Source organism: Citrobacter sp. CK180 (genome assembly GCF_030333655.1).
GTDB lineage: Bacteria > Pseudomonadota > Gammaproteobacteria > Enterobacterales > Enterobacteriaceae > Citrobacter_B > Citrobacter_B koseri.
In genome coordinates, this window is the sequence record NZ_JAOWFM010000031.1 from 1 (window position 1) to 19130 (window position 19130).

The window sequence follows — 19130 nt, forward strand, 5'->3', positions numbered from 1 at the left end:
TTTAATGAGATGGTCACTCCCTCCTTCCCGGTACTATGCTGAGGACAGGCTTTCATTCGGAGAACTATCATGGAAAACATTGCGCTCATTGGTATCGATCTGGGTAAAAACTCTTTCCATATTCATTGCCAGGATCGTCGCGGGAAGGCTGTTTACCGTAAAAAATTTACCCGGCCAAAGTTGATCGAATTTTTGGCGACATGCCCCGCTACAACCATCGCAATGGAAGCCTGTGGCGGTTCTCACTTTATGGCACGCAAGTTGGAAGAGTTGGGGCATTCCCCAAAGCTGATATCACCACAATTTGTCCGCCCGTTCGTTAAAAGCAATAAAAACGACTTTGTCGACGCCGAAGCTATTTGTGAAGCTGCATCGCGTCCGTCTATGCGTTTTGTGCAGCCCAGAACGGAATCTCAGCAGGCAATGCGGGCTCTGCATCGTGTCCGTGAATCCCTGGTTCAGGATAAGGTAAAAACAACCAATCAAATGCATGCTTTTCTGCTGGAATTTGGCATTAGCGTTCCCCGAGGAGCTGCCGTTATTAGCCGACTGAGTACCATTCTTGAGGATAATAGTTTGCCTCTTTACCTCAGCCAGTTATTGCTGAAATTACAACAGCATTATCACTATCTTGTTGAGCAGATTAAAGATTTGGAATCCCAGTTGAAACGAAAGTTGGACGAAGATGAGGTTGGACAGCGCTTGCTGAGCATTCCCTGCGTCGGAACACTGACAGCGAGTACTATTTCAACTGAGATTGGCGACGGGAAGCAGTACGCCAGCAGCCGTGACTTTGCGGCGGCAACAGGGCTTGTACCTCGGCAGTACAGCACGGGAGGTAGGACGACATTGCTGGGAATTAGTAAGCGAGGTAATAAAAAGATCCGAACTTTGTTGGTTCAATGTGCCAGGGTATTCATACAAAAACTGGAACACCAGTCTGGCAAATTGGCCGATTGGGTCAGGGATTTACTGTGCCGGAAAAGCAACTTTGTCGTCACTTGTGCTCTGGCAAACAAGCTGGCCAGAATAGCCTGGGCCCTAACGGCACGACAGCAAACTTATGTAGCATAACGGCAGAAATACACCGGTTTAAAGAATTACTGATCTGGTTTTGCGAATACTGATATTGATGATACTAACGGCCCACCGGCCTGTTGAGGAACCTGTAAAACGGAAAGGCTCATTGAAGCCGTATATTTTCTGGAGGTTCATCAGGCGCGGAACTCATCAAGGCGCGGGAATAAAATCCCATTCAGACGCCGGATAGATTCAAGCAAGCCAACTTGTCGTCAAAATCGGTGTTGCAAAAACGGGAGTGACCATAGATTCCGTTTTCGTTCTGAGTGTTGAATTTATCAGCAAAGCGTACAATTTAGCGCCAAATTCACCCCGCCGCAAGCACACCCGGCAGGCAAATCGTAAGCCGGATAAGACGCTTCGCTTCGCCATCCGGCAAACACGCCGTTTACAGCTTAATAAAATTCTCGCGGTAATAAGCCAGCTCCGCCACCGACTCGCGAATATCATCCATCGCCTGGTGCGTCCCCTGCTTGGTAAAACCGGCAAGGATTTCCGGCTTCCAGCGACGCGCCAGCTCTTTCAGCGTACTCACATCCAGATAGCGATAGTGGAAATAGGCTTCCAGTTCAGGCATGTACTTAAACAGAAAACGGCGATCCTGGCCGATGCTGTTGCCACAAATCGGTGATTTACCTGCCGGAACCCACTCTTTTAAAAATTCAATGGTCGCCAGTTCTGCGGCGCGATCGTCAAACGTGCTGGCTTTTACCCGATCCACCAGACCACTTCCGGTATGGGTACGCACGTTCCAGTCATCCATTAACGCCAGCTGTTCAGCAGACTGATGCACCGCAATCGTCGGCCCTTCCGCCAGGATATTCAGGTTGGCATCGGTCACCAGCGTCGCGATCTCAATAATGCGATCGCGCTCGGGATCCAGGCCGGTCATCTCAAGATCTATCCAAATGAGGTTGTTTTCATTGGCACTCATGCTATTTTCCACCCTTCAGAGGTCACAGTCAGTGTGACTATATTCATCTAAAATAGCGTGTATCATAGATGTTTTGCCCATTGCGGGCGACCAGGAGCCAGTACGATTGAGTAAAAATAAACTCTCCAAAGGCCAACAGCGCCGCGTGAAAGCCAATCATCAGCGTCGTCTAAAAACGTCCACGGAGAAGGCAGACTTCGATGACAACCTGTTCGGCGAGACCGCTGAAGGTATCGTCATCAGCCGCTTTGGCATGCATGCCGACGTAGAATCTGCCAATGGCGAGATTCACCGCTGCAACATCCGTCGCACGATCCGTTCGCTGGTCACCGGCGATCGCGTCGTCTGGCGTCCGGGTAAAGCGGCGGCTGAAGGCGTCAACGTCAAAGGGATCGTCGAAGCCGTACACGAACGCACCTCCGTGCTAACGCGCCCGGATTTCTACGACGGCGTGAAGCCTATTGCCGCCAATATCAACCAAATCGTCATTGTCTCCGCCATTTTGCCGGAGCTGTCGCTCAATATTATCGACCGCTATCTGGTGGCCTGCGAAACGTTGCAGGTTGAACCGATTATCGTGCTCAATAAAATCGATCTGCTGGATGACGAAGGGATGGACTTCGTTAACGAGCAGATGGATATCTATCGCGGCATCGGCTATCGCGTGTTGATGGTATCCAGCCATACGCAAGATGGCCTCAAACCATTAGAAGAGGCGCTAACCGGCCGTATCAGCATCTTTGCCGGGCAGTCTGGCGTTGGAAAATCGAGCCTGTTGAACGCCCTTCTGGGCCTACAGGAAGCGATCCTCACCAATGATGTGTCGGATAACTCCGGTCTGGGGCAGCACACCACGACCGCCGCGCGCCTGTATCACTTCCCGCACGGCGGCGATGTGATTGACTCCCCTGGGGTACGCGAATTTGGCCTCTGGCATCTCGAACCGGAACAAATCACCCACGGATTTGTCGAATTTCATGACTACCTGGGCCATTGCAAATATCGCGACTGCAAGCATGATACCGACCCAGGTTGCGCCATCCGTGAAGCGGTAGAAGACGGTAAAATTGCAGAAACCCGTTTCGAAAATTATCACCGCATTCTGGAAAGCATGGCACAGGTAAAAACACGTAAAAACTTTTCTGATATGGACGACTGACAACTACGCTAAGCATCGCTAGAATCGTCCCCTTTTTTCAGGATGCCGGCGTCAATGCCGGTTCAGGAACAACAATGGCCTGGAGGCTACCTTGTTAAACTCATTTAAACTTTCGCTACAATACATTCTGCCGAAACTATGGCTCACTCGCCTGGCGGGCTGGGGCGCGAGAAAACGAGCGGGCTGGCTGACCAAACTGGTTATCGATCTGTTCGTGAAATACTACAAGGTCGATATGAAAGAGGCGCAGAAGCCGGATACCGCCAGCTATCGCACCTTTAACGATTTCTTTGTTCGTCCGCTGCGTGACGACGTCCGTCCGGTGAATACCGATCCAAACGTACTGGTAATGCCGGCTGACGGCGTGATCAGCCAGTCAGGTAAAATCGAAGAAGATAAAATCCTGCAAGCGAAAGGTCACAACTACAGCCTGGAAGCGCTGCTGGCAGGTAACTACCTGATGGCGGACCTGTTCCGCAACGGTTCGTTTGTCACCACCTACCTCTCTCCGCGCGACTACCACCGCGTACACATGCCGTGCAACGGTATCCTGCGCGAGATGATCTACGTACCGGGCGATCTGTTCTCGGTGAATCACCTGACCGCGCAAAACGTACCAAACCTGTTTGCCCGTAACGAACGCGTGATCTGCCTGTTTGACACGGAGTTTGGCCCAATGGCACAAATTCTGGTCGGGGCGACCATTGTCGGCAGCATCGAAACCGTCTGGGCGGGAACCATTACGCCGCCGCGTGAAGGCGTGATCAAACGCTGGACCTGGCCGGAAGGGGAAAGCGAAGGGTCTGTGGCGCTGTTGAAAGGTCAGGAGATGGGCCGTTTCAAACTGGGTTCAACCGTGATCAACCTGTTTGCGCCGGGTAAAGTCACGCTGGCTGAACAGCTGCAAAGCCTGTCAGTGACCAAAATCGGTCAGCCGCTGGCCGTTTCTACCGAACTCTTCGTGACCCCTGAAGCGGAACCCGCGCCGCTGCCGGAAGAAGAGATCAACGCCGAACACGACGCCAGCCCGCTGGTTGACGACAAGAAAGACGAAAGTTAAATAAAGGATCGCTGCTGTGCGCCTGATTATCACTTTTCTGATGGCCTGGTGCCTCAGCCTGGGGGCGTACGCTGCGACGGCCCCCGACGCCAAACTGATTGCCCAGGAACTGGAGCAGGCTAAAGCGGCAAAACCCGCTCAGCCAGAGGCCGTAGAGGCCCTCCAGTCCGCGCTGAACGCGCTTGAGGAACGAAAAGGTTCTCTTGAGCGCGCCGAACAATATCAGCAAGTTATCGACAATTTCCCTAAGCTGTCCGCGACGCTACGCGCACAGCTCAATAACTTGCGCGATGAACCGCGCAGCGTGCCGCCAGGCATGTCCACCGATGCGCTAAGCCAGGAGATCCTCCAGGTCAGCAGCCAGTTGCTGGATAAAAGCCGTCAGGCCCAGCAGGAGCGAGAGCGCGCTCGTGAAATCGCCGATTCGTTAAGCCAGCTTCCACAACAGCAAACGGATGCCCGTCGCCAGTTAAATGAGATTGAGCGGCGCATCGGCACCGCCAGCGGCAACTCCCCGCTCAACCAGGCGCAAAATCTGAGTATGCAGGCCGAATCCGCCAGACTCAAAGCGCAGGTTGATGAGCTGGAACTGGCGCAGCTTTCGGCGAATAACCGTCAGGAACTGGCGCGAATGCGCTCCGAACTGGCGGAAAAACAGAGCCAACAGCTGGATGCCTGGTTGCAGGCATTACGCAATCAATTAAACAGCCAGCGCCAACGAGAAGCAGAGCGAGCGCTGGAAAGCACCGAACTGCTGGCGGAAAACAGCGCTGACCTGCCGCCGGGCATTATCGAACAGTTCAAGGTGAACCGCGAGCTGTCACAGGCGCTTAACCAGCAGGCGCAACGCATGGATCTGGTGGCCTCACAGCAACGCCAGGCCACCAGCCAGACGCTACAGGTTCGTCAGGCCCTGAACACCCTGCGGGAACAGTCGCAGTGGTTAGGCGTATCGAATATGCTGGGGGAAGCCCTGCGCGCGCAGGTATCGCGTCTCCCGGAAATGCCCAAGCCACAGCAGTTAGACACCGAAATGGCGCAGCTGCGCGTACACCGTATGCGCTACGAAGATCTGCTCAACAAACAACCGCAACTGCGTCAGATTCGCCAGGCCGACGGTCAAACGCTGACCTCTGAGCAGAGCCGCATTCTTGACGCCCAACTGCGTACCCAACGCGAGCTGCTGAATTCACTGTTGCAGGGCGGTGATACGCTGATCCTCGAACTCACCAAGCTGAAAGTGTCCAATAGTCAACTGGAAGACGCGCTGAAAGAGGTCAACGAAGCCACTCACCGTTACCTGTTCTGGACGTCTGACGTGAGTCCGATGTCGCTCTCGTGGCCTATCAGCCTCGTTCAGGATCTGCGTCGACTGATCTCACTGGATACGTTCAATCAGCTCGGCAAAGCCAGCATCATGATGCTTACCAGCAAGGAGACGCTGCTGCCGCTGTTTGGCGCGCTGGTGCTGGTTGGTTTTAGTCTCTATTCGCGCAAACATTTCACCCGTTTTCTGGAGCGTTCATCCTCCCGCGTCGGGAAAGTCACGCAGGATCACTTCTGGCTGACGCTGCGCACCGTGTTCTGGTCGATTCTGGTCGCCTCCCCGCTGCCCGTACTGTGGGCCACGCTGGGCTATGGGTTGCAGGAGGCATGGCCTTATCCTCTGGCCGTCGCCATCGGCGACGGGGTGACAGCAACGGTTCCGCTGCTGTGGGTCGTCATGATTTGCGCCACCTTTGCCCGCCCTAACGGTCTGTTCGTGGCGCATTTTGGCTGGCCCCGAAACCGTGTCGCGCGCGCCATGCGCTATTACCTGATGAGCATCGGGCTGATTGTCCCGCTCATTATGGCGCTGATTATGTTTGATAATCTTAACGATCGGGAGTTCTCCGCGTCGCTGGGGCGTCTCTGCTTCATCCTGATTTGCGGCGCGCTCGCGATTGTCACGCTGAGTCTGAAGCGCGCCGGTATCCCGCTGTACCTCGATAAAGAGGGCAGCGGTGACAATATGGTTAACAGTATGCTCTGGAATCTGCTGATGGGCGCGCCGCTCATTGCGATCCTTGCGGCCGCTGTCGGCTATCTGGCCACCGCACAGGCGCTGCTGGCGCGACTGGAGACCTCCGTTGCTATCTGGTTCCTGCTGCTGGTTATCTATCACGTCATTCGCCGCTGGATGCTGATTCAGCGTCGCCGTCTGGCGTTCGATCGCGCTAAGCATCGCCGGGCCGAAATGCTGGCGCAACGTGCGCGCGGTGAAGAAGAACCCGCCCACTCCACCAGCCTCGAAGGGGCCGTCGAAGTGGATGAAAGCGAAGTGGATCTCGACGCCATCAGCGCCCAGTCGCTGCGCCTGGTACGTTCTATCCTGATGCTTATCGCCCTGCTGTCGGTCATTGTGCTGTGGTCGGAAATCCATTCCGCCTTTGGCTTCCTGGAGAATATCTCGCTGTGGGATGTCACCTCCACGGTGCAAGGGGTTGAAAGTCTGGAGCCGATTACGCTGGGCGCGGTGTTGATTGCGATCCTGGTGTTTATCATCACCACGCAACTGGTGCGTAACCTGCCCGCACTGCTGGAGCTGGCGCTCTTGCAGCATCTGGATCTGACGCCCGGCACCGGCTACGCCATCACCACCATCACCAAGTATCTGTTGATGCTGATTGGCGGGCTGGTCGGTTTCTCGATGATTGGCATTGAATGGTCGAAGTTACAATGGCTGGTCGCCGCGCTCGGTGTCGGTCTGGGCTTTGGTTTACAGGAGATCTTCGCCAACTTTATTTCCGGCTTAATCATCCTGTTCGAAAAGCCGATTCGTATTGGCGATACGGTGACCATTCGCGACCTTACCGGCAGCGTGACCAAAATCAACACCCGCGCCACCACCATCAGCGACTGGGACCGTAAAGAGATTATCGTGCCGAACAAAGCGTTCATCACCGAGCAGTTTATCAACTGGTCGCTGTCGGATTCGGTAACGCGTGTGGTGCTGACCATCCCGGCGCCGTCAGACGCTAATAGCGAAGAGGTGACGCAAATTCTGCTGACTGCGGCGCACCGCTGTTCACTGGTGATCGACAACCCGGCGCCGGAAGTATTCCTGGTTGACCTGCAACAGGGGATTCAGATCTTCGAACTGCGTATCTATGCCGCAGAGATGGGGCACCGTATGCCGTTGCGCCACGAAATCCACCAGTTGATTCTGGCGGGCTTCCATGAGCACGGTATTGATATGCCATTCCCGCCGTTCCAGATGCGCCTGGAAAGCCTGAATGGCAGGCAGACTGGAAGAACGCTGACATCCGCCGCCAGGAAAAGTCGCCCGGTGGGAAGTTTGTAAGCCGTAATAATGCCGGATGGCGGCTTCGCCTTACCCGGCCTACAGAACAGCAATGAACGCGTAGGCCGGGTAACGGCAAAAAGATTACTCCACCGCCCACTGGGGCTGGTTTGCCATCCGGCGGCTGTAGTTCTGATAAATCGCCATCGCTAACAGCGAGAAGAATATCGGGCCGCCGGTCATCCACAGCGCGCTATTCCAGTCCCCGGCTTCAATCACCGGCTGAATGATGGTAAACACATTCGCAAACGTCACCACCAGCACGACCACGCCCGTTGCCAGCATCGTAGAAACATGGGTTTTGAAGATCACAAATGGCCGTTCCAGGCCTTCGCGAGACTTAAAGAACGGGAAGGCCAGCGCGAGGAACAGGTACGGCAACGTCATCGACACGTTCGCCATCAGCGTCAGTTTGTTGTAGAACGCCGACGCGGTATCACCGCCAAAAGAGACCAGCAGAATAAACAGACTCACCAGCAGACACTGCATCCACATTGCGGTGGCTGGCATACCTGCCGCGTTCAGCGTCGTCATCGGCGCAGGCCACAGCGCTTTTGGCGTTCCCTGGATAATGGCCTTCAATGGCGAGTAGCTCAGCGTAAAGAACGCGCCGGTATAGGCAAGGAACATGGAGAGGCCAGTGATACGCGCAAACCAGACGCCGGTCGCCATTGCCGCTTCCGGCGACAGATGCAGCGCGTTACCCAACGTCATCCCCAGGCTTTTCATCAGAATATAGGTGATATTTCCTAGGTTAACGGAGCCATTACTTAATACCTGTTGCCAGTTGGTGCTAACGCCCCATAAAAATATCGCCAGCGAATAACCAACGGAAATAACAATTGCCGCAAAAACAATTCCTTTCGCAAAGTTCTTTTCCGGCTTTTCTGTTTTATCCACCAGGCCGCCTACCGCTTCAATTCCGCCGTAGGCAAAAATAGCGAAAACAACAAATGAGAGCATGGCCAGGCCGGATTGATATCCGGGATTGGGCGAGGAGACAAAATGAATATTTTCCGCAAAATGCCCACCATTTAATAACAAAATAGCGACACTCACTAACAACAAAACCAAATTAAGACACATCACGGCAATCCCCCCTACTGCCGTAATACGCGCAATTTTATTAATTCCCTTTGATGCGATACAGGTCACCAGAATCATCCAGCCGACGGCGAGCAGACCAACAACCTGCGTCGGTTCAAGCCCGGCGATCCGCCAGTGCTGCGTCATATCTGCACCAAACAAGAACGTAGAGAAAGGCACCCAGACTTTCGCCGCAGTGCTCACCATCCAGATAACATAGGAGGAGAACCACATAAAAGTGCCGATAAACGCATAACGCGGGCCAACGCTATTATTCATCCACGAATAGATTCCGCCCTCTTCTTTTCGATAAGCAGAACCCATTTCAGCCATCATTAAGGCAAATGGAATAAAGAATAATAATGCAGAAAAGATATACCACGGGATCGCGCTATACCCCATTAAATAAAACGCCGACGGGCTATTGGCAAAACCAAAAACGGACGTAAATATCATCAGGATGAGGCCAGCCAGGCTCATCTTCTTTATTGTCTGGTTCATGAAACCATCCCTTACTCTGGGCACGTTGGCTAAACGGCGCTCACCGGTTTGCACTGCCCCCTTGCAGAGGTCAGCAATAAAAATCAACACAGAATTGATACCTGAATGGTATCAAACATCCAGACTTATATTGTGGCTATAAGAGGGGAATTGAAAAAATGTGCTATAAAATGGCGCTCATTGCGCCATTTTGTTTCGCAAAAGAGGGGTTTTCAGATTTATGCCCGATCAACGGTAAAAGCGATAACCTCAGCGAGGCTTTCCGCCCCCAGCGCCAGCATCACCAGACGATCCACGCCCAGCGCCACGCCGGAACAGTCAGGCATCCCCACCTTCAGCGCCTCCAGCAGATTGTTATCGATAGGCTGCTGCGGTAAGCCTCGCGCGGCGCGCTTACGGTTATCCTGCTCGAAGCGTTGCTGCTGCTCGCGCGCATCCGTCAGTTCGTGGAAACCATTCGCCAGCTCAATACCTTTGAAGTAAACCTCGAAGCGTTCAGCCACCCGATGGTCTTCAGTGCTGATTTGCGCCAGCGATGCCTGGCTTGCCGGAAAATGGTACACAAACGTCGGCTTCTCTTTGCCAATGTGCGGTTCCACGCCCATAGTAAACAGCAGTTGCAGCAGCGTATCGCGATCTTCTTCGGTATCCGCGATATTGCTTAAATCCAGCTTCGCCGCCGCTTCGCGCAGTTGAGTTTTATCCGCAGACAGCGGATCAATCTCCAGATGGCGCTGAAACACCTGCTGGTAAGAAAGACTCTCCGCAGGTTGACATTCCAGCACCTGTTGCAGCAGGTCGTCCACTTCGTTCATCAAACGGTACATGTCGTAGTGGGGACGATACCACTCCAGCATGGTGAATTCCGGGTTGTGATGACGCCCCATCTCTTCGTTGCGAAAGCTACGGCACAGCTGGAAAACCGGGCCACATCCCGCCACCAACAGGCGTTTCATGTGGTATTCCGGGCTGGTCATCAGATAAAGGTTCATGCCCTGAGAGTGGCCAGGGCCGACGAAACGCGTTTCGAACGGGAACAGATGAATGTCCGTTACCGTCGCCTGGCTCATGCAGGGCGTCTCAACCTCCAGCACTCCACGATCGGCAAAGAAACGACGGATCTCCGTCATAATTGCTGCACGTTTTAACAGGTTAGGAATGGACGCGCTCGGCTGCCAGGTTGCCGTTTCGCTCATGGTACTTTCTCCGATTTAAGACAAGGGCACGAAGTCTACTCGTAACACGCCAGTGAAACAAATTTTGTGCGGGAATAATGCGCTCCGCCGGAAAAGTAAAAAAAGTGAAGCCAGGTGGTTTAGTAATTAAATTAATCAGAATCAATGATAAATCGACCCGTTGATGCGCTAAAAAAATCGAACACGTCAAATTTCCCTCACATCCGTAAGACTATACTGTTGTACCTATAAAGGAGCAGTGGAAACGCGTTCGCAACCCGCATCAATCAGGAGTTCAATCTGATGGTGTACGGGGACGAAATAACAACAATCTGGAGGAATGTCGTGCAAACCTTTCAAGCCGATCTTGCCATTATAGGCGCCGGTGGCGCGGGATTACGTGCTGCAATAGCTGCCGCGCAGGCGAATCCTAACGCTAAAATCGCACTGATCTCAAAAGTGTACCCGATGCGCAGCCACACCGTTGCTGCCGAAGGGGGTTCAGCCGCTGTCGCCCAGGATCATGACAGCTTTGACTACCATTTTCACGATACGGTAGCGGGCGGAGACTGGCTGTGTGAACAGGATGTCGTGGATTACTTTGTCCACCATTGTCCAACTGAAATGACGCAACTTGAGCAATGGGGTTGCCCGTGGAGCCGTCGCCCGGACGGCAGCGTCAACGTACGTCGTTTCGGCGGTATGAAAATTGAGCGTACCTGGTTTGCCGCGGATAAAACCGGCTTCCATATGCTGCATACCCTGTTCCAGACCTCTTTGCAGTTCCCACAAATCCAACGCTTTGATGAACACTTCGTCCTGGATATCCTGGTCGATGACGGTCATGCCCGTGGCCTCGTGGCCATGAACATGATGGAAGGCACGCTTGTGCAGATCCGCGCCAACGCGGTGGTGATGGCTACCGGCGGCGCAGGCCGCGTGTATCGCTACAACACCAACGGCGGCATCGTGACCGGCGACGGTATGGGCATGGCGCTGGGCCACGGCGTACCGCTGCGTGATATGGAATTCGTTCAGTATCACCCGACCGGTCTGCCGGGTTCCGGTATCCTGATGACCGAAGGCTGCCGTGGTGAAGGCGGTATTCTGGTCAACAAAAATGGCTACCGCTATTTGCAGGATTACGGCATGGGCCCGGAAACACCGCTTGGCGAGCCGAAAAACAAATACATGGAACTGGGGCCGCGCGACAAAGTGTCTCAGGCGTTCTGGCACGAATGGCGCAAAGGCAACACCATTTCCACGCCGCGTGGCGATGTGGTTTACCTCGACCTGCGCCATCTGGGCGAGAAAAAACTGCTCGAACGTTTACCGTTCATCTGCGAACTGGCGAAAGCCTACGTGGGTGTCGATCCGGTTAAAGAGCCGATTCCGGTTCGTCCGACCGCGCACTACACCATGGGCGGCATCGAAACCGATCAGAATTGCGAAACCCGCATTAAAGGTCTGTTTGCCGTTGGCGAGTGCTCCTCTGTGGGTCTGCACGGCGCTAACCGTCTGGGTTCTAACTCTCTGGCGGAACTGGTGGTCTTTGGCCGTCTGGCGGGCGAACAAGCAATGGAACGCGCCTCAACCGCAGGCACAGCTAACGACGCTGCGCTTGATGCGCAGGTTGCGGGCGTTGAACAACGTCTGAAAGACCTCGTTAACCAGGAAGGCAACGAGAACTGGGCGAAAATCCGCGATGAAATGGGCCTGTCGATGGAAGAAGGTTGCGGTATCTACCGTACGCCGGAACTCATGCAGAAAACCGTGGATAAGCTGGCGGAGTTGCAGGAACGCTTCAAGCGTGTTCGCATCACCGATACCTCCAGCGTATTCAACACCGACCTGCTGTACACCATCGAGCTGGGTCATGGTCTGAACGTAGCGGAATGTATGGCGCACTCCGCGCTGGCACGTAAAGAATCACGCGGCGCTCACCAGCGTCTGGACGAAGGCTGCACCGAGCGTGACGACGTCAACTTCCTCAAACATACCCTCGCCTTCCGCGATGCTGATGGCACAACTCGCCTGGAATACAGCGACGTGAAAATCACCACTCTGCCACCGGCAAAACGTGTGTATGGCGCTGAAGCGGAAGCCGCCGATAAGAAGGAGAAGGCGTAATGGCTGAGATGAAAAACCTGAAAATTGAGGTGGTGCGCTATAACCCGGAAACCGACACCGCGCCGCACAGTGCTTTCTACGAAGTGCCTTACGATGAAGCGACGTCGTTGCTGGATGCGTTAGGCTACATCAAAGATAACCTGGCGCCGGACCTGAGCTACCGCTGGTCCTGCCGTATGGCGATCTGCGGTTCTTGCGGCATGATGGTCAACAACGTGCCAAAACTGGCGTGCAAAACCTTCCTGCGTGATTACACCAAGGGTATGAAGGTTGAAGCCCTGGGGAACTTCCCGATCGAACGCGATCTGGTCGTCGATATGACGCACTTTATCGAGAGCCTGGAAGCGATCAAACCGTACATCATCGGCAACCCGCGTACGCCGGATCAGGGGCCAAATACCCAGACCCCGGCGCAGATGGCGAAGTATCACCAGTTCTCCGGTTGCATCAACTGTGGTCTGTGCTACGCCGCGTGCCCGCAATTCGGCCTGAACCCTGAGTTCATCGGCCCGGCGGCGATCACGCTGGCGCATCGTTATAACGAAGACAGCCGCGACCACGGTAAGAAGGAGCGTATGGCGCAGTTAAACGGTCAGAACGGCGTATGGACCTGTACCTTCGTGGGCTACTGCTCCGAAGTCTGTCCGAAACACGTCGATCCGGCTGCGGCCATTCAGCAGGGTAAAGTGGAAAGTTCGAAAGACTTTCTTATCGCCACCCTGAAACCACGCTAAGGAGTGCAACATGACGACTAAACGCAAAGCCTATGTGCGGCCAATGACGTCCACCTGGTGGAAAAAACTGCCGTTTTATCGCTTTTACATGCTGCGCGAAGGCACGGCGGTTCCGGCAGTCTGGTTCAGCATTGAACTGATTTTCGGCCTGTTTGCCCTCAAACATGGCGCGGAATCCTGGATGGGCTTCGTTGGCTTCCTGCAAAACCCGATAGTGGTGATCTTAAACCTGATCGCCCTGGCGGCAGCCTTGCTGCACACCAAAACCTGGTTTGAGCTGGCGCCAAAAGCCGCCAACATCATTGTTAAAGACGAAAAAATGGGGCCAGAGCCGATCATTAAAGGTCTCTGGGTTGTTACTGCGGTTGTCACCGTAGTCATACTGTATGTTGCCCTGTACTGGTAAGGAGTCCGGGATGATTAATCCAAATCCAAAACGCTCTGACGAACCCGTATTCTGGGGCCTGTTCGGTGCAGGTGGTATGTGGGGCGCGATTATTGCGCCGGTAATGGTTCTGTTGGTGGGTATTCTGCTGCCGCTGGGACTTTTCCCGGGCGATGCGCTGAGCTATGAACGCGTACTGGCATTCGCCCAGAGCTTCATTGGCCGCGCGTTCCTGTTCCTGATGATCGTCCTGCCGCTGTGGTGCGGTTTACACCGTATGCACCATGCGATGCATGACCTGAAAATCCATGTGCCAAGCGGAAAATGGGTATTCTACGGTCTGGCGGCGATTCTGACCGTTGTTACAGCAATCGGTATCCTCACAATCTAAGCCATACGCCCTCTTATCTGCGCGATAAGAGGGCGCTTTTTTATTTCCCCTTCCCCCTTATTTCTCCCGCCAGGTTCTACACTTAGAAAAAACCGCTAAGGAAAATCCCATGCGCCTGCTGCCTGTCGTTGCCGCCGTTACCGCTGCGTTTCTGGTCGTCGCGTGTAGCACGCCTGTCCCGCCCAGGGGCGTTACCGTTGTCACTGACTTTGATGCCAGACGCTACATGGGCACCTGGTATGAAATCGCGCGTTTCGATCACCGCTTTGAAAGCGGTCTTGAAAAAGTGACGACAACCTACAGTCTGCGGGATGACGGTGGCCTGAACGTCCTCAACAAAGGCTACAACCCGGACAGGGGCATGTGGCAGAAAACAGAAGGGAAAGCCTGGTTTACGGGCGACCCCAGCCGCGCCGCGCTGAAAGTATCGTTCTTCGGCCCTTTCTACGGCGGGTATAACGTCATTGCGATCGACAGAGAGTACCGCCATGCGCTGGTGTGCGGCCCGGATCGCGACTACCTGTGGATACTCTCACGCACGCCGACGCTCTCCGAAGAGATGAAGCAGCAGATGCTGGCCGTCGCGACCCGGGAAGGGTTTGATGTCAGTAAATTAATCTGGGTAAAACAACCCGGCGCTTAACGCTTTTCCCGGAGGATTAGTGAGCGCTGAGCTTCAGCCCAATAATCCCCGCTACGATCAGCGCAAGGCTCGCCAGACGCGCAGGACTGGCGGATTCGCCAAGCAGCAAAATACCGGTGATGGCAGCCCCTACCGCGCCAATACCCGTCCAGACCGCATAGGCAGTACCGACAGGCAGCGTTTTCATCGCCCATGACAACAGCGCCATACTGACAATCATCGCCGCAATGGTAATGACGCTGGGCGTCAGGCGACTGAATCCGTGGGTATATTTCAGGCCAACCGCCCAAACGACTTCAAGCAGACCCGCAATGAACAAAATTATCCAGGACATATCTGGCTCCAGAAAAATGGGGCCGTCCCCGGTGAAAGATACATTTGCAGGTCGTCCTGCAAAGCAGAGGTGTGAGAAAGCATTTTTGCCTGCGAAAAAATCAAATTCAACCCTTTTATTTTCCGCCGTTGCAAAAGCATGAATTGGGCGCAATTCGCAGCGCAGTTCACGCATTCGACGCTCATCGGACTTCTCTATGATGAGACGCTTTCTGAGGTCAGGAAGCCATCGCCTACTTCTGGATGCGGAAAGTTTATGTTAAAAATTTTAGTGATTGACCGCTGCCATTTCACCCGCACGGGGATAGAGGCCTGGCTTAATCATTCTGGCTTATTTGATTCTTCGTTCCTGGTATCAGGGTTGAATAACCTGCTACTGGCAAAAGAGCATATTTCCCAGTGGAAACCTCATCTGGTTATCGCTGACTTATATAGTTTTTTCAACTACAGCCACTCTTTTAAGCCAGCAGCGCCGCTCCTGATGGCCTGCGGAGCCACGCCTTTAATTTTGCTGCAATCAGGCGGCGGACAGTACCAGGCCGATAGCGACCCGCTGTATCAGGTTCATGCCGTAGTGTCGAAACAGGCCACGCTGCATGAGCTATCGCGGAATATTCAGGACGTGCTGCTTGCCCAGTCCGTTACTGACACGCCAAAAACCGCCACGCCGCTGCTTACGCCGCAGGAGGAAAAGGTGCTGACAATGTGGATGGAAGGTGCGGGAAACAACGCGATCGCGGCTGCGCTCGGTATTCACGGCAAAACGGTCTACACCTACAAACGCAATATCCGCATGAAATTGCATATGGATAATCGCTACTCGCCGTTTTTATCCTTACCGGAGCAAATCAATTAACGGTACGACGCCACGCCGTACCGTTCACATTTATTGCTGGGCTCTGGTCGCGGCGCCTGAAATGGCGCTGCCGCCTTCAGAGATATCCTGCCCAACGCCGCGTGTTGTATTACACGCAGTTAGCACGGAAGAAAGCACCAAAACAGAAAAGATCGCTGCAATTGTTTTCTTAACCATAACGTCTTCCTTTTCTAGCCAATGTTGTTTGTGTATAGCCACTTAAGCATAGACAAGATCCCGCAATGTGACGGGCGTTCGACGATTTTTTAAGACACCTGGAAATAATTAGCTGGCAGCGTGAGAGATAGAATTGCCGAGATGTTTGATGTCTTCACCAAAGCCACGCGCGGTATTACACCCCGTCAGCAACGCGCCGGTGAAAAGAATGAGTGCTACAAGACTGATAAGACGTTTCATCATTCCTGCCCTGGAAAAGGTATGGCGCAGCTCAATGCCGCACCATAAATTCAACTTAGCAAATTGCTGACAAACTCCACGTCTGTTTTACCGGATGGCGGTAATACCCATGCGTCACGCAGTCGCCGTAGGCCCGATAAACTTGCGCCATCGGGCATTTCAGACGTTGTCATCAATCTTAATGTCAGCGTCTTATTTAACGCGGGATACGTATTCGCCAGAGCGCGTATCCACTTTGATCACTTCGCCAATCTGGACGAACAGCGGAACTTTAACCACTGCACCAGTAGACAGCGTAGCCGGTTTGCCGCCAGTACCTGCGGTATCGCCTTTCAGGCCTGGATCGGTATCTACGATTTCCAGCTCAACAAAGTTCGGCGGGGTCACGGTGATCGGCTGGCCGTTCCACAGGGTCACGATGCACTCAGCCTGATCCAGCAGCCATTTCGCGCTGTCGCCGATCGCTTTGGCGTCAGCAGACAGTTGTTCGAACGTTTCGTTGTTCATGAAGTGCCAGAACTCACCGTCGTTGTACAGGTAAGTCAGGTTCATATCGACAACATCAGCACCTTCAGCAGAGTCGGTGGATTTGAAGGTTTTCTCTACACGAGTGCCGGTCAGCAGGCGGCGCAGTTTAACGCGTGCGAACGCCTGGCCTTTACCCGGTTTAACGAATTCGCTGGCTTCAACCGCATAAGGTTCGCCGTCCAACATGATTTTAAGACCAGCACGAAAATCGTTGCTATAGTACGTTGCCATAAGGCCCTCTGAAAATTGTTAACTGGTAGCTAAGCCACAAAATGGCGCATATTGTAACCCTAAATACCCCATCCAGAGAAGATTGGTTAGCGCAACTTGCCGATGTTGTGACCAATCCCGATGAACTACTGCATCTTTTGAATATAGACGCAGATGAAAAACTGTTGGCCGGACGCGACGCCAAACGCCTGTTCGCCCTGCGCGTACCGCGATCTTTCATCGCGCGTATGGAGAAAGGCAATCCCAACGATCCGCTTCTGCGTCAGGTACTTACCTCGCAGGACGAATTCGTAACCGCCCCCGGTTTTTCCACCGACCCGCTGGAAGAACAGCACAGCGTCGTGCCCGGATTACTGCACAAATACCGCAACCGTGCGTTGCTGCTGGTAAAAGGCGGATGCGCGGTAAATTGCCGCTACTGCTTCCGTCGCCACTTCCCGTATGCGGATAATCAGGGCAACAAACGCAACTGGCAGGTCGCGCTGGACTACATCACCGCACACCCTGAACTGGATGAGATCATCTTCTCCGGCGGCGATCCTTTGATGGCGAAAGATCACGAACTGGACTGGTTGCTTACGCAACTGGAAGCGATTCCGCACATCAAACGGCTGCGTATCCACAGTCGTTTGCCGATCGTGATCCCCGCGCGCATTACGGATGGGCTGGCAGCCCGCTTTGCGCGCTCTTCTCTGCAAATTCTGCTGGTGAACCACATCAACCACGCCAACGAAATTGACGACACGTTCCGTCAGGCCATGACGACGCTGAGCAACGCGGGCGTTACCCTGCTCAACCAGAGCGTACTGCTACGCGGGGTGAACGATAACGCGCAAACGCTGGCAAACCTCAGCAATGCGCTGTTTGACGCCGGCGTCATGCCCTACTACCTGCATGTGCTGGATAAAGTTCAGGGCGCGGCGCATTTCATGGTGAGCGACGATGAAGCGCGGCGAATTATGCGTGAACTGCTGACGCGGGTATCCGGTTATATGGTGCCCAGACTGGCGCGTGAAATTGGCGGGGAGCCGAGCAAAACACCATTAGATTTGCAGTTACGCCAGCAATAATTGTTCAAACGAGTGTCCGGTTTCGGACACTCGCCCTTAAAATCGCTTATTTGAATCCGTTCATATAGCGCGACACTTTCCATATTATGTTATTTTAATAACATAACACACTGAATATAGTTCAAAATTATATATTGATTCAAATTAAGTTACCTGATTAATAATTGGTTAGGGAGAACCTTTATGGCGATGAGTATCAAAGGCGTTAATACGGGCGTTATTCGCAAAGCGAATGAGTTTATTGCGCTGGCATTAAAAATAAAAGAACCGAGGAATAAAGAGTCGTTGTTTTTTCTGACGGCACTGGAATTAAGAGATCTGCTGATCGCTCTGGAAAGCAGGCTGCACCAGAAGCATCACCTGTCCCCCAACGCTCGCCAACAATATGAAAAAGCACGGGATAGAGTCAGTAAAAAAATGCTTGAGAGCATTCCGGCCATTCAGGAAGAGGAACTCAAAAACGCAGATATTAATCGCCGGGTGAATACATTAACGCTGGTAGACGACCAGAGCGAAAACGTCATGCTTTCTTTTACGCTGCATGACGGTAAAACATGCGAGCTGATGATTAATGAATTACAGATTGACGTTCTGGTGCGCGCAATTATTCGCGCTATAGATAATGCCGGTATGCGTGAGCTGGTGCTGCGTATTACATCACTACTGGATTTTCTGCCATTATATGATGCTGACTGTCTGGATAACGGTAATCTGGAATATGACGCCTACGCGCAACCTGAATGGAAGCACAATCTCTTCAGCCATTATCTGGCGGTGCTCTATCGTTATACCGATGAGACAGGTAAAACACATTTTAGCGGCGCCGTGGTGAAAAACCGCACCCCTTCTGGCAGCAAAGAGGCAGAGGCCATTTCACGCCGACTGCTTGATTTCAGCCCACGGCTGAAGAAGCTGGCCGGGAAACCGTGCCAGGTGTTTGTCAGAACGCTAACCGCTGATAAGACGCACAAACTCACTCAGGAGCAGTGCCTGCGCGCGTTGCATCATTTACGCGTTCAGTCGGTTGAGAAAGCGAAAAACGCCTGATGGCGCTGCGCTTATCCGGCCTAAGAC

General features: G+C 53.5%; 19 protein-coding genes. 12 read left to right on the forward strand and 7 right to left on the reverse strand.

Annotation, left to right across the window (positions count from 1 at the left end):
• The first annotated feature begins 69 nt into the window (after positions 1-69).
• Positions 70-1074: an IS110-like element IS4321 family transposase gene (locus tag OGV50_RS02985; protein ID WP_000427623.1), complete on the forward strand. Its 1005-nt coding sequence runs from the start codon at positions 70-72 to the stop codon at positions 1072-1074.
• 394 nt (positions 1075-1468) lie between these two features.
• Here OGV50_RS02985 and orn read toward each other — a convergent pair whose 3' ends face one another.
• Positions 1469-2014 carry an oligoribonuclease gene (gene orn / locus OGV50_RS02990; protein ID WP_049011514.1) on the reverse strand — a complete coding sequence of 182 codons (546 nt, stop codon included), beginning with the start codon at positions 2012-2014 and terminating at the stop codon, positions 1469-1471.
• Between the two features lie 106 nt (positions 2015-2120).
• On the opposite strand from orn, the gene rsgA reads away from it, so the two are divergent.
• The 3 genes from rsgA to mscM all read left to right on the forward strand — a co-directional run bounded on the left by rsgA (position 2121) and on the right by mscM (position 7576).
• The gene (gene rsgA / locus OGV50_RS02995) at positions 2121-3173 is read left to right on the forward strand and encodes a small ribosomal subunit biogenesis GTPase RsgA (protein WP_058668459.1); all 1053 of its coding nucleotides are present in this window, start codon (positions 2121-2123) and stop codon (positions 3171-3173) included.
• Positions 3174-3264: 91 nt separating this feature from the next.
• Positions 3265-4233, forward strand: a complete 969-nt coding sequence (asd, locus tag OGV50_RS03000) for an archaetidylserine decarboxylase (protein ID WP_012134448.1) — start codon at positions 3265-3267, stop codon at positions 4231-4233.
• A 16-nt stretch (positions 4234-4249) separates the two neighbouring features.
• The gene (gene mscM / locus OGV50_RS03005) at positions 4250-7576 is read left to right on the forward strand and encodes a miniconductance mechanosensitive channel MscM (protein ID WP_071257327.1); all 3327 of its coding nucleotides are present in this window, start codon (positions 4250-4252) and stop codon (positions 7574-7576) included.
• A gap of 84 nt (positions 7577-7660) precedes the next feature.
• Here mscM and yjeM read toward each other — a convergent pair whose 3' ends face one another.
• Positions 7661-9163, reverse strand: a complete 1503-nt coding sequence (yjeM, locus tag OGV50_RS03010; RefSeq protein ID WP_200091130.1) for a glutamate/gamma-aminobutyrate family transporter YjeM — start codon at positions 9161-9163, stop codon at positions 7661-7663.
• 218 nt (positions 9164-9381) lie between these two features.
• Entirely contained in the window at positions 9382-10359 is a 978-nt protein-coding gene (epmA, locus tag OGV50_RS03015) for an elongation factor P--(R)-beta-lysine ligase (protein ID WP_012134451.1), read from the reverse strand.
• 324 nt (positions 10360-10683) lie between these two features.
• Between epmA and frdA the strand changes: the two genes are divergently transcribed.
• The 5 genes from frdA to OGV50_RS03040 all read left to right on the forward strand — a co-directional run bounded on the left by frdA (position 10684) and on the right by OGV50_RS03040 (position 14621).
• On the forward strand, positions 10684-12468 hold the full coding sequence (frdA, locus tag OGV50_RS03020) for a fumarate reductase (quinol) flavoprotein subunit (protein ID WP_047459485.1): 1785 nt from the start codon (positions 10684-10686) through the stop codon (positions 12466-12468).
• Positions 12468-13202: a fumarate reductase iron-sulfur protein gene (gene frdB, locus OGV50_RS03025; RefSeq protein WP_104867865.1), complete on the forward strand. Its 735-nt coding sequence runs from the start codon at positions 12468-12470 to the stop codon at positions 13200-13202. Before frdA ends, frdB begins: the two co-directional genes overlap by 1 nt.
• 10 nt (positions 13203-13212) lie before the next feature.
• Entirely contained in the window at positions 13213-13608 is a 396-nt protein-coding gene (frdC, locus tag OGV50_RS03030; protein WP_200091128.1) for a fumarate reductase subunit FrdC, read from the forward strand.
• 10 nt (positions 13609-13618) lie between these two features.
• Complete coding sequence (frdD, locus tag OGV50_RS03035) at positions 13619-13978, forward strand: fumarate reductase subunit FrdD (protein ID WP_012134455.1); 360 nt, start codon at positions 13619-13621, stop codon at positions 13976-13978.
• Between the two features lie 109 nt (positions 13979-14087).
• Complete coding sequence (locus OGV50_RS03040; RefSeq protein ID WP_047459488.1) at positions 14088-14621, forward strand: lipocalin family protein; 534 nt, start codon at positions 14088-14090, stop codon at positions 14619-14621.
• A gap of 16 nt (positions 14622-14637) precedes the next feature.
• Here OGV50_RS03040 and sugE read toward each other — a convergent pair whose 3' ends face one another.
• Positions 14638-14955: a quaternary ammonium compound efflux SMR transporter SugE gene (sugE, locus tag OGV50_RS03045; RefSeq protein ID WP_012134457.1), complete on the reverse strand. Its 318-nt coding sequence runs from the start codon at positions 14953-14955 to the stop codon at positions 14638-14640.
• A 255-nt stretch (positions 14956-15210) separates the two neighbouring features.
• Between sugE and OGV50_RS03050 the strand changes: the two genes are divergently transcribed.
• A complete protein-coding gene (locus OGV50_RS03050; RefSeq protein ID WP_049011510.1) occupies positions 15211-15810 on the forward strand; it encodes a LuxR C-terminal-related transcriptional regulator in 600 nt (199 codons plus the stop codon).
• A gap of 30 nt (positions 15811-15840) precedes the next feature.
• Here the strand turns inward: OGV50_RS03050 and ecnB are convergent, their stop codons facing one another.
• The 3 genes from ecnB to efp form a co-directional block, all read right to left on the reverse strand.
• Positions 15841-15987, reverse strand: a complete 147-nt coding sequence (ecnB, locus tag OGV50_RS03055; protein ID WP_024130801.1) for a lipoprotein toxin entericidin B — start codon at positions 15985-15987, stop codon at positions 15841-15843.
• Between the two features lie 108 nt (positions 15988-16095).
• Positions 16096-16230: a lipoprotein antitoxin entericidin A gene (ecnA, locus tag OGV50_RS03060; protein ID WP_024130802.1), complete on the reverse strand. Its 135-nt coding sequence runs from the start codon at positions 16228-16230 to the stop codon at positions 16096-16098.
• 189 nt (positions 16231-16419) lie between these two features.
• A complete protein-coding gene (efp, locus tag OGV50_RS03065) occupies positions 16420-16986 on the reverse strand; it encodes an elongation factor P (RefSeq protein ID WP_012134461.1) in 567 nt (188 codons plus the stop codon).
• A 41-nt stretch (positions 16987-17027) separates the two neighbouring features.
• Between efp and epmB the strand changes: the two genes are divergently transcribed.
• Positions 17028-18056: an EF-P beta-lysylation protein EpmB gene (epmB, locus tag OGV50_RS03070; RefSeq protein ID WP_200091126.1), complete on the forward strand. Its 1029-nt coding sequence runs from the start codon at positions 17028-17030 to the stop codon at positions 18054-18056.
• 183 nt (positions 18057-18239) lie between these two features.
• The gene (locus tag OGV50_RS03075) at positions 18240-19103 is read left to right on the forward strand and encodes a YjeJ family protein (protein ID WP_071257322.1); all 864 of its coding nucleotides are present in this window, start codon (positions 18240-18242) and stop codon (positions 19101-19103) included.
• Positions 19104-19130: the final 27 nt, after the last annotated feature.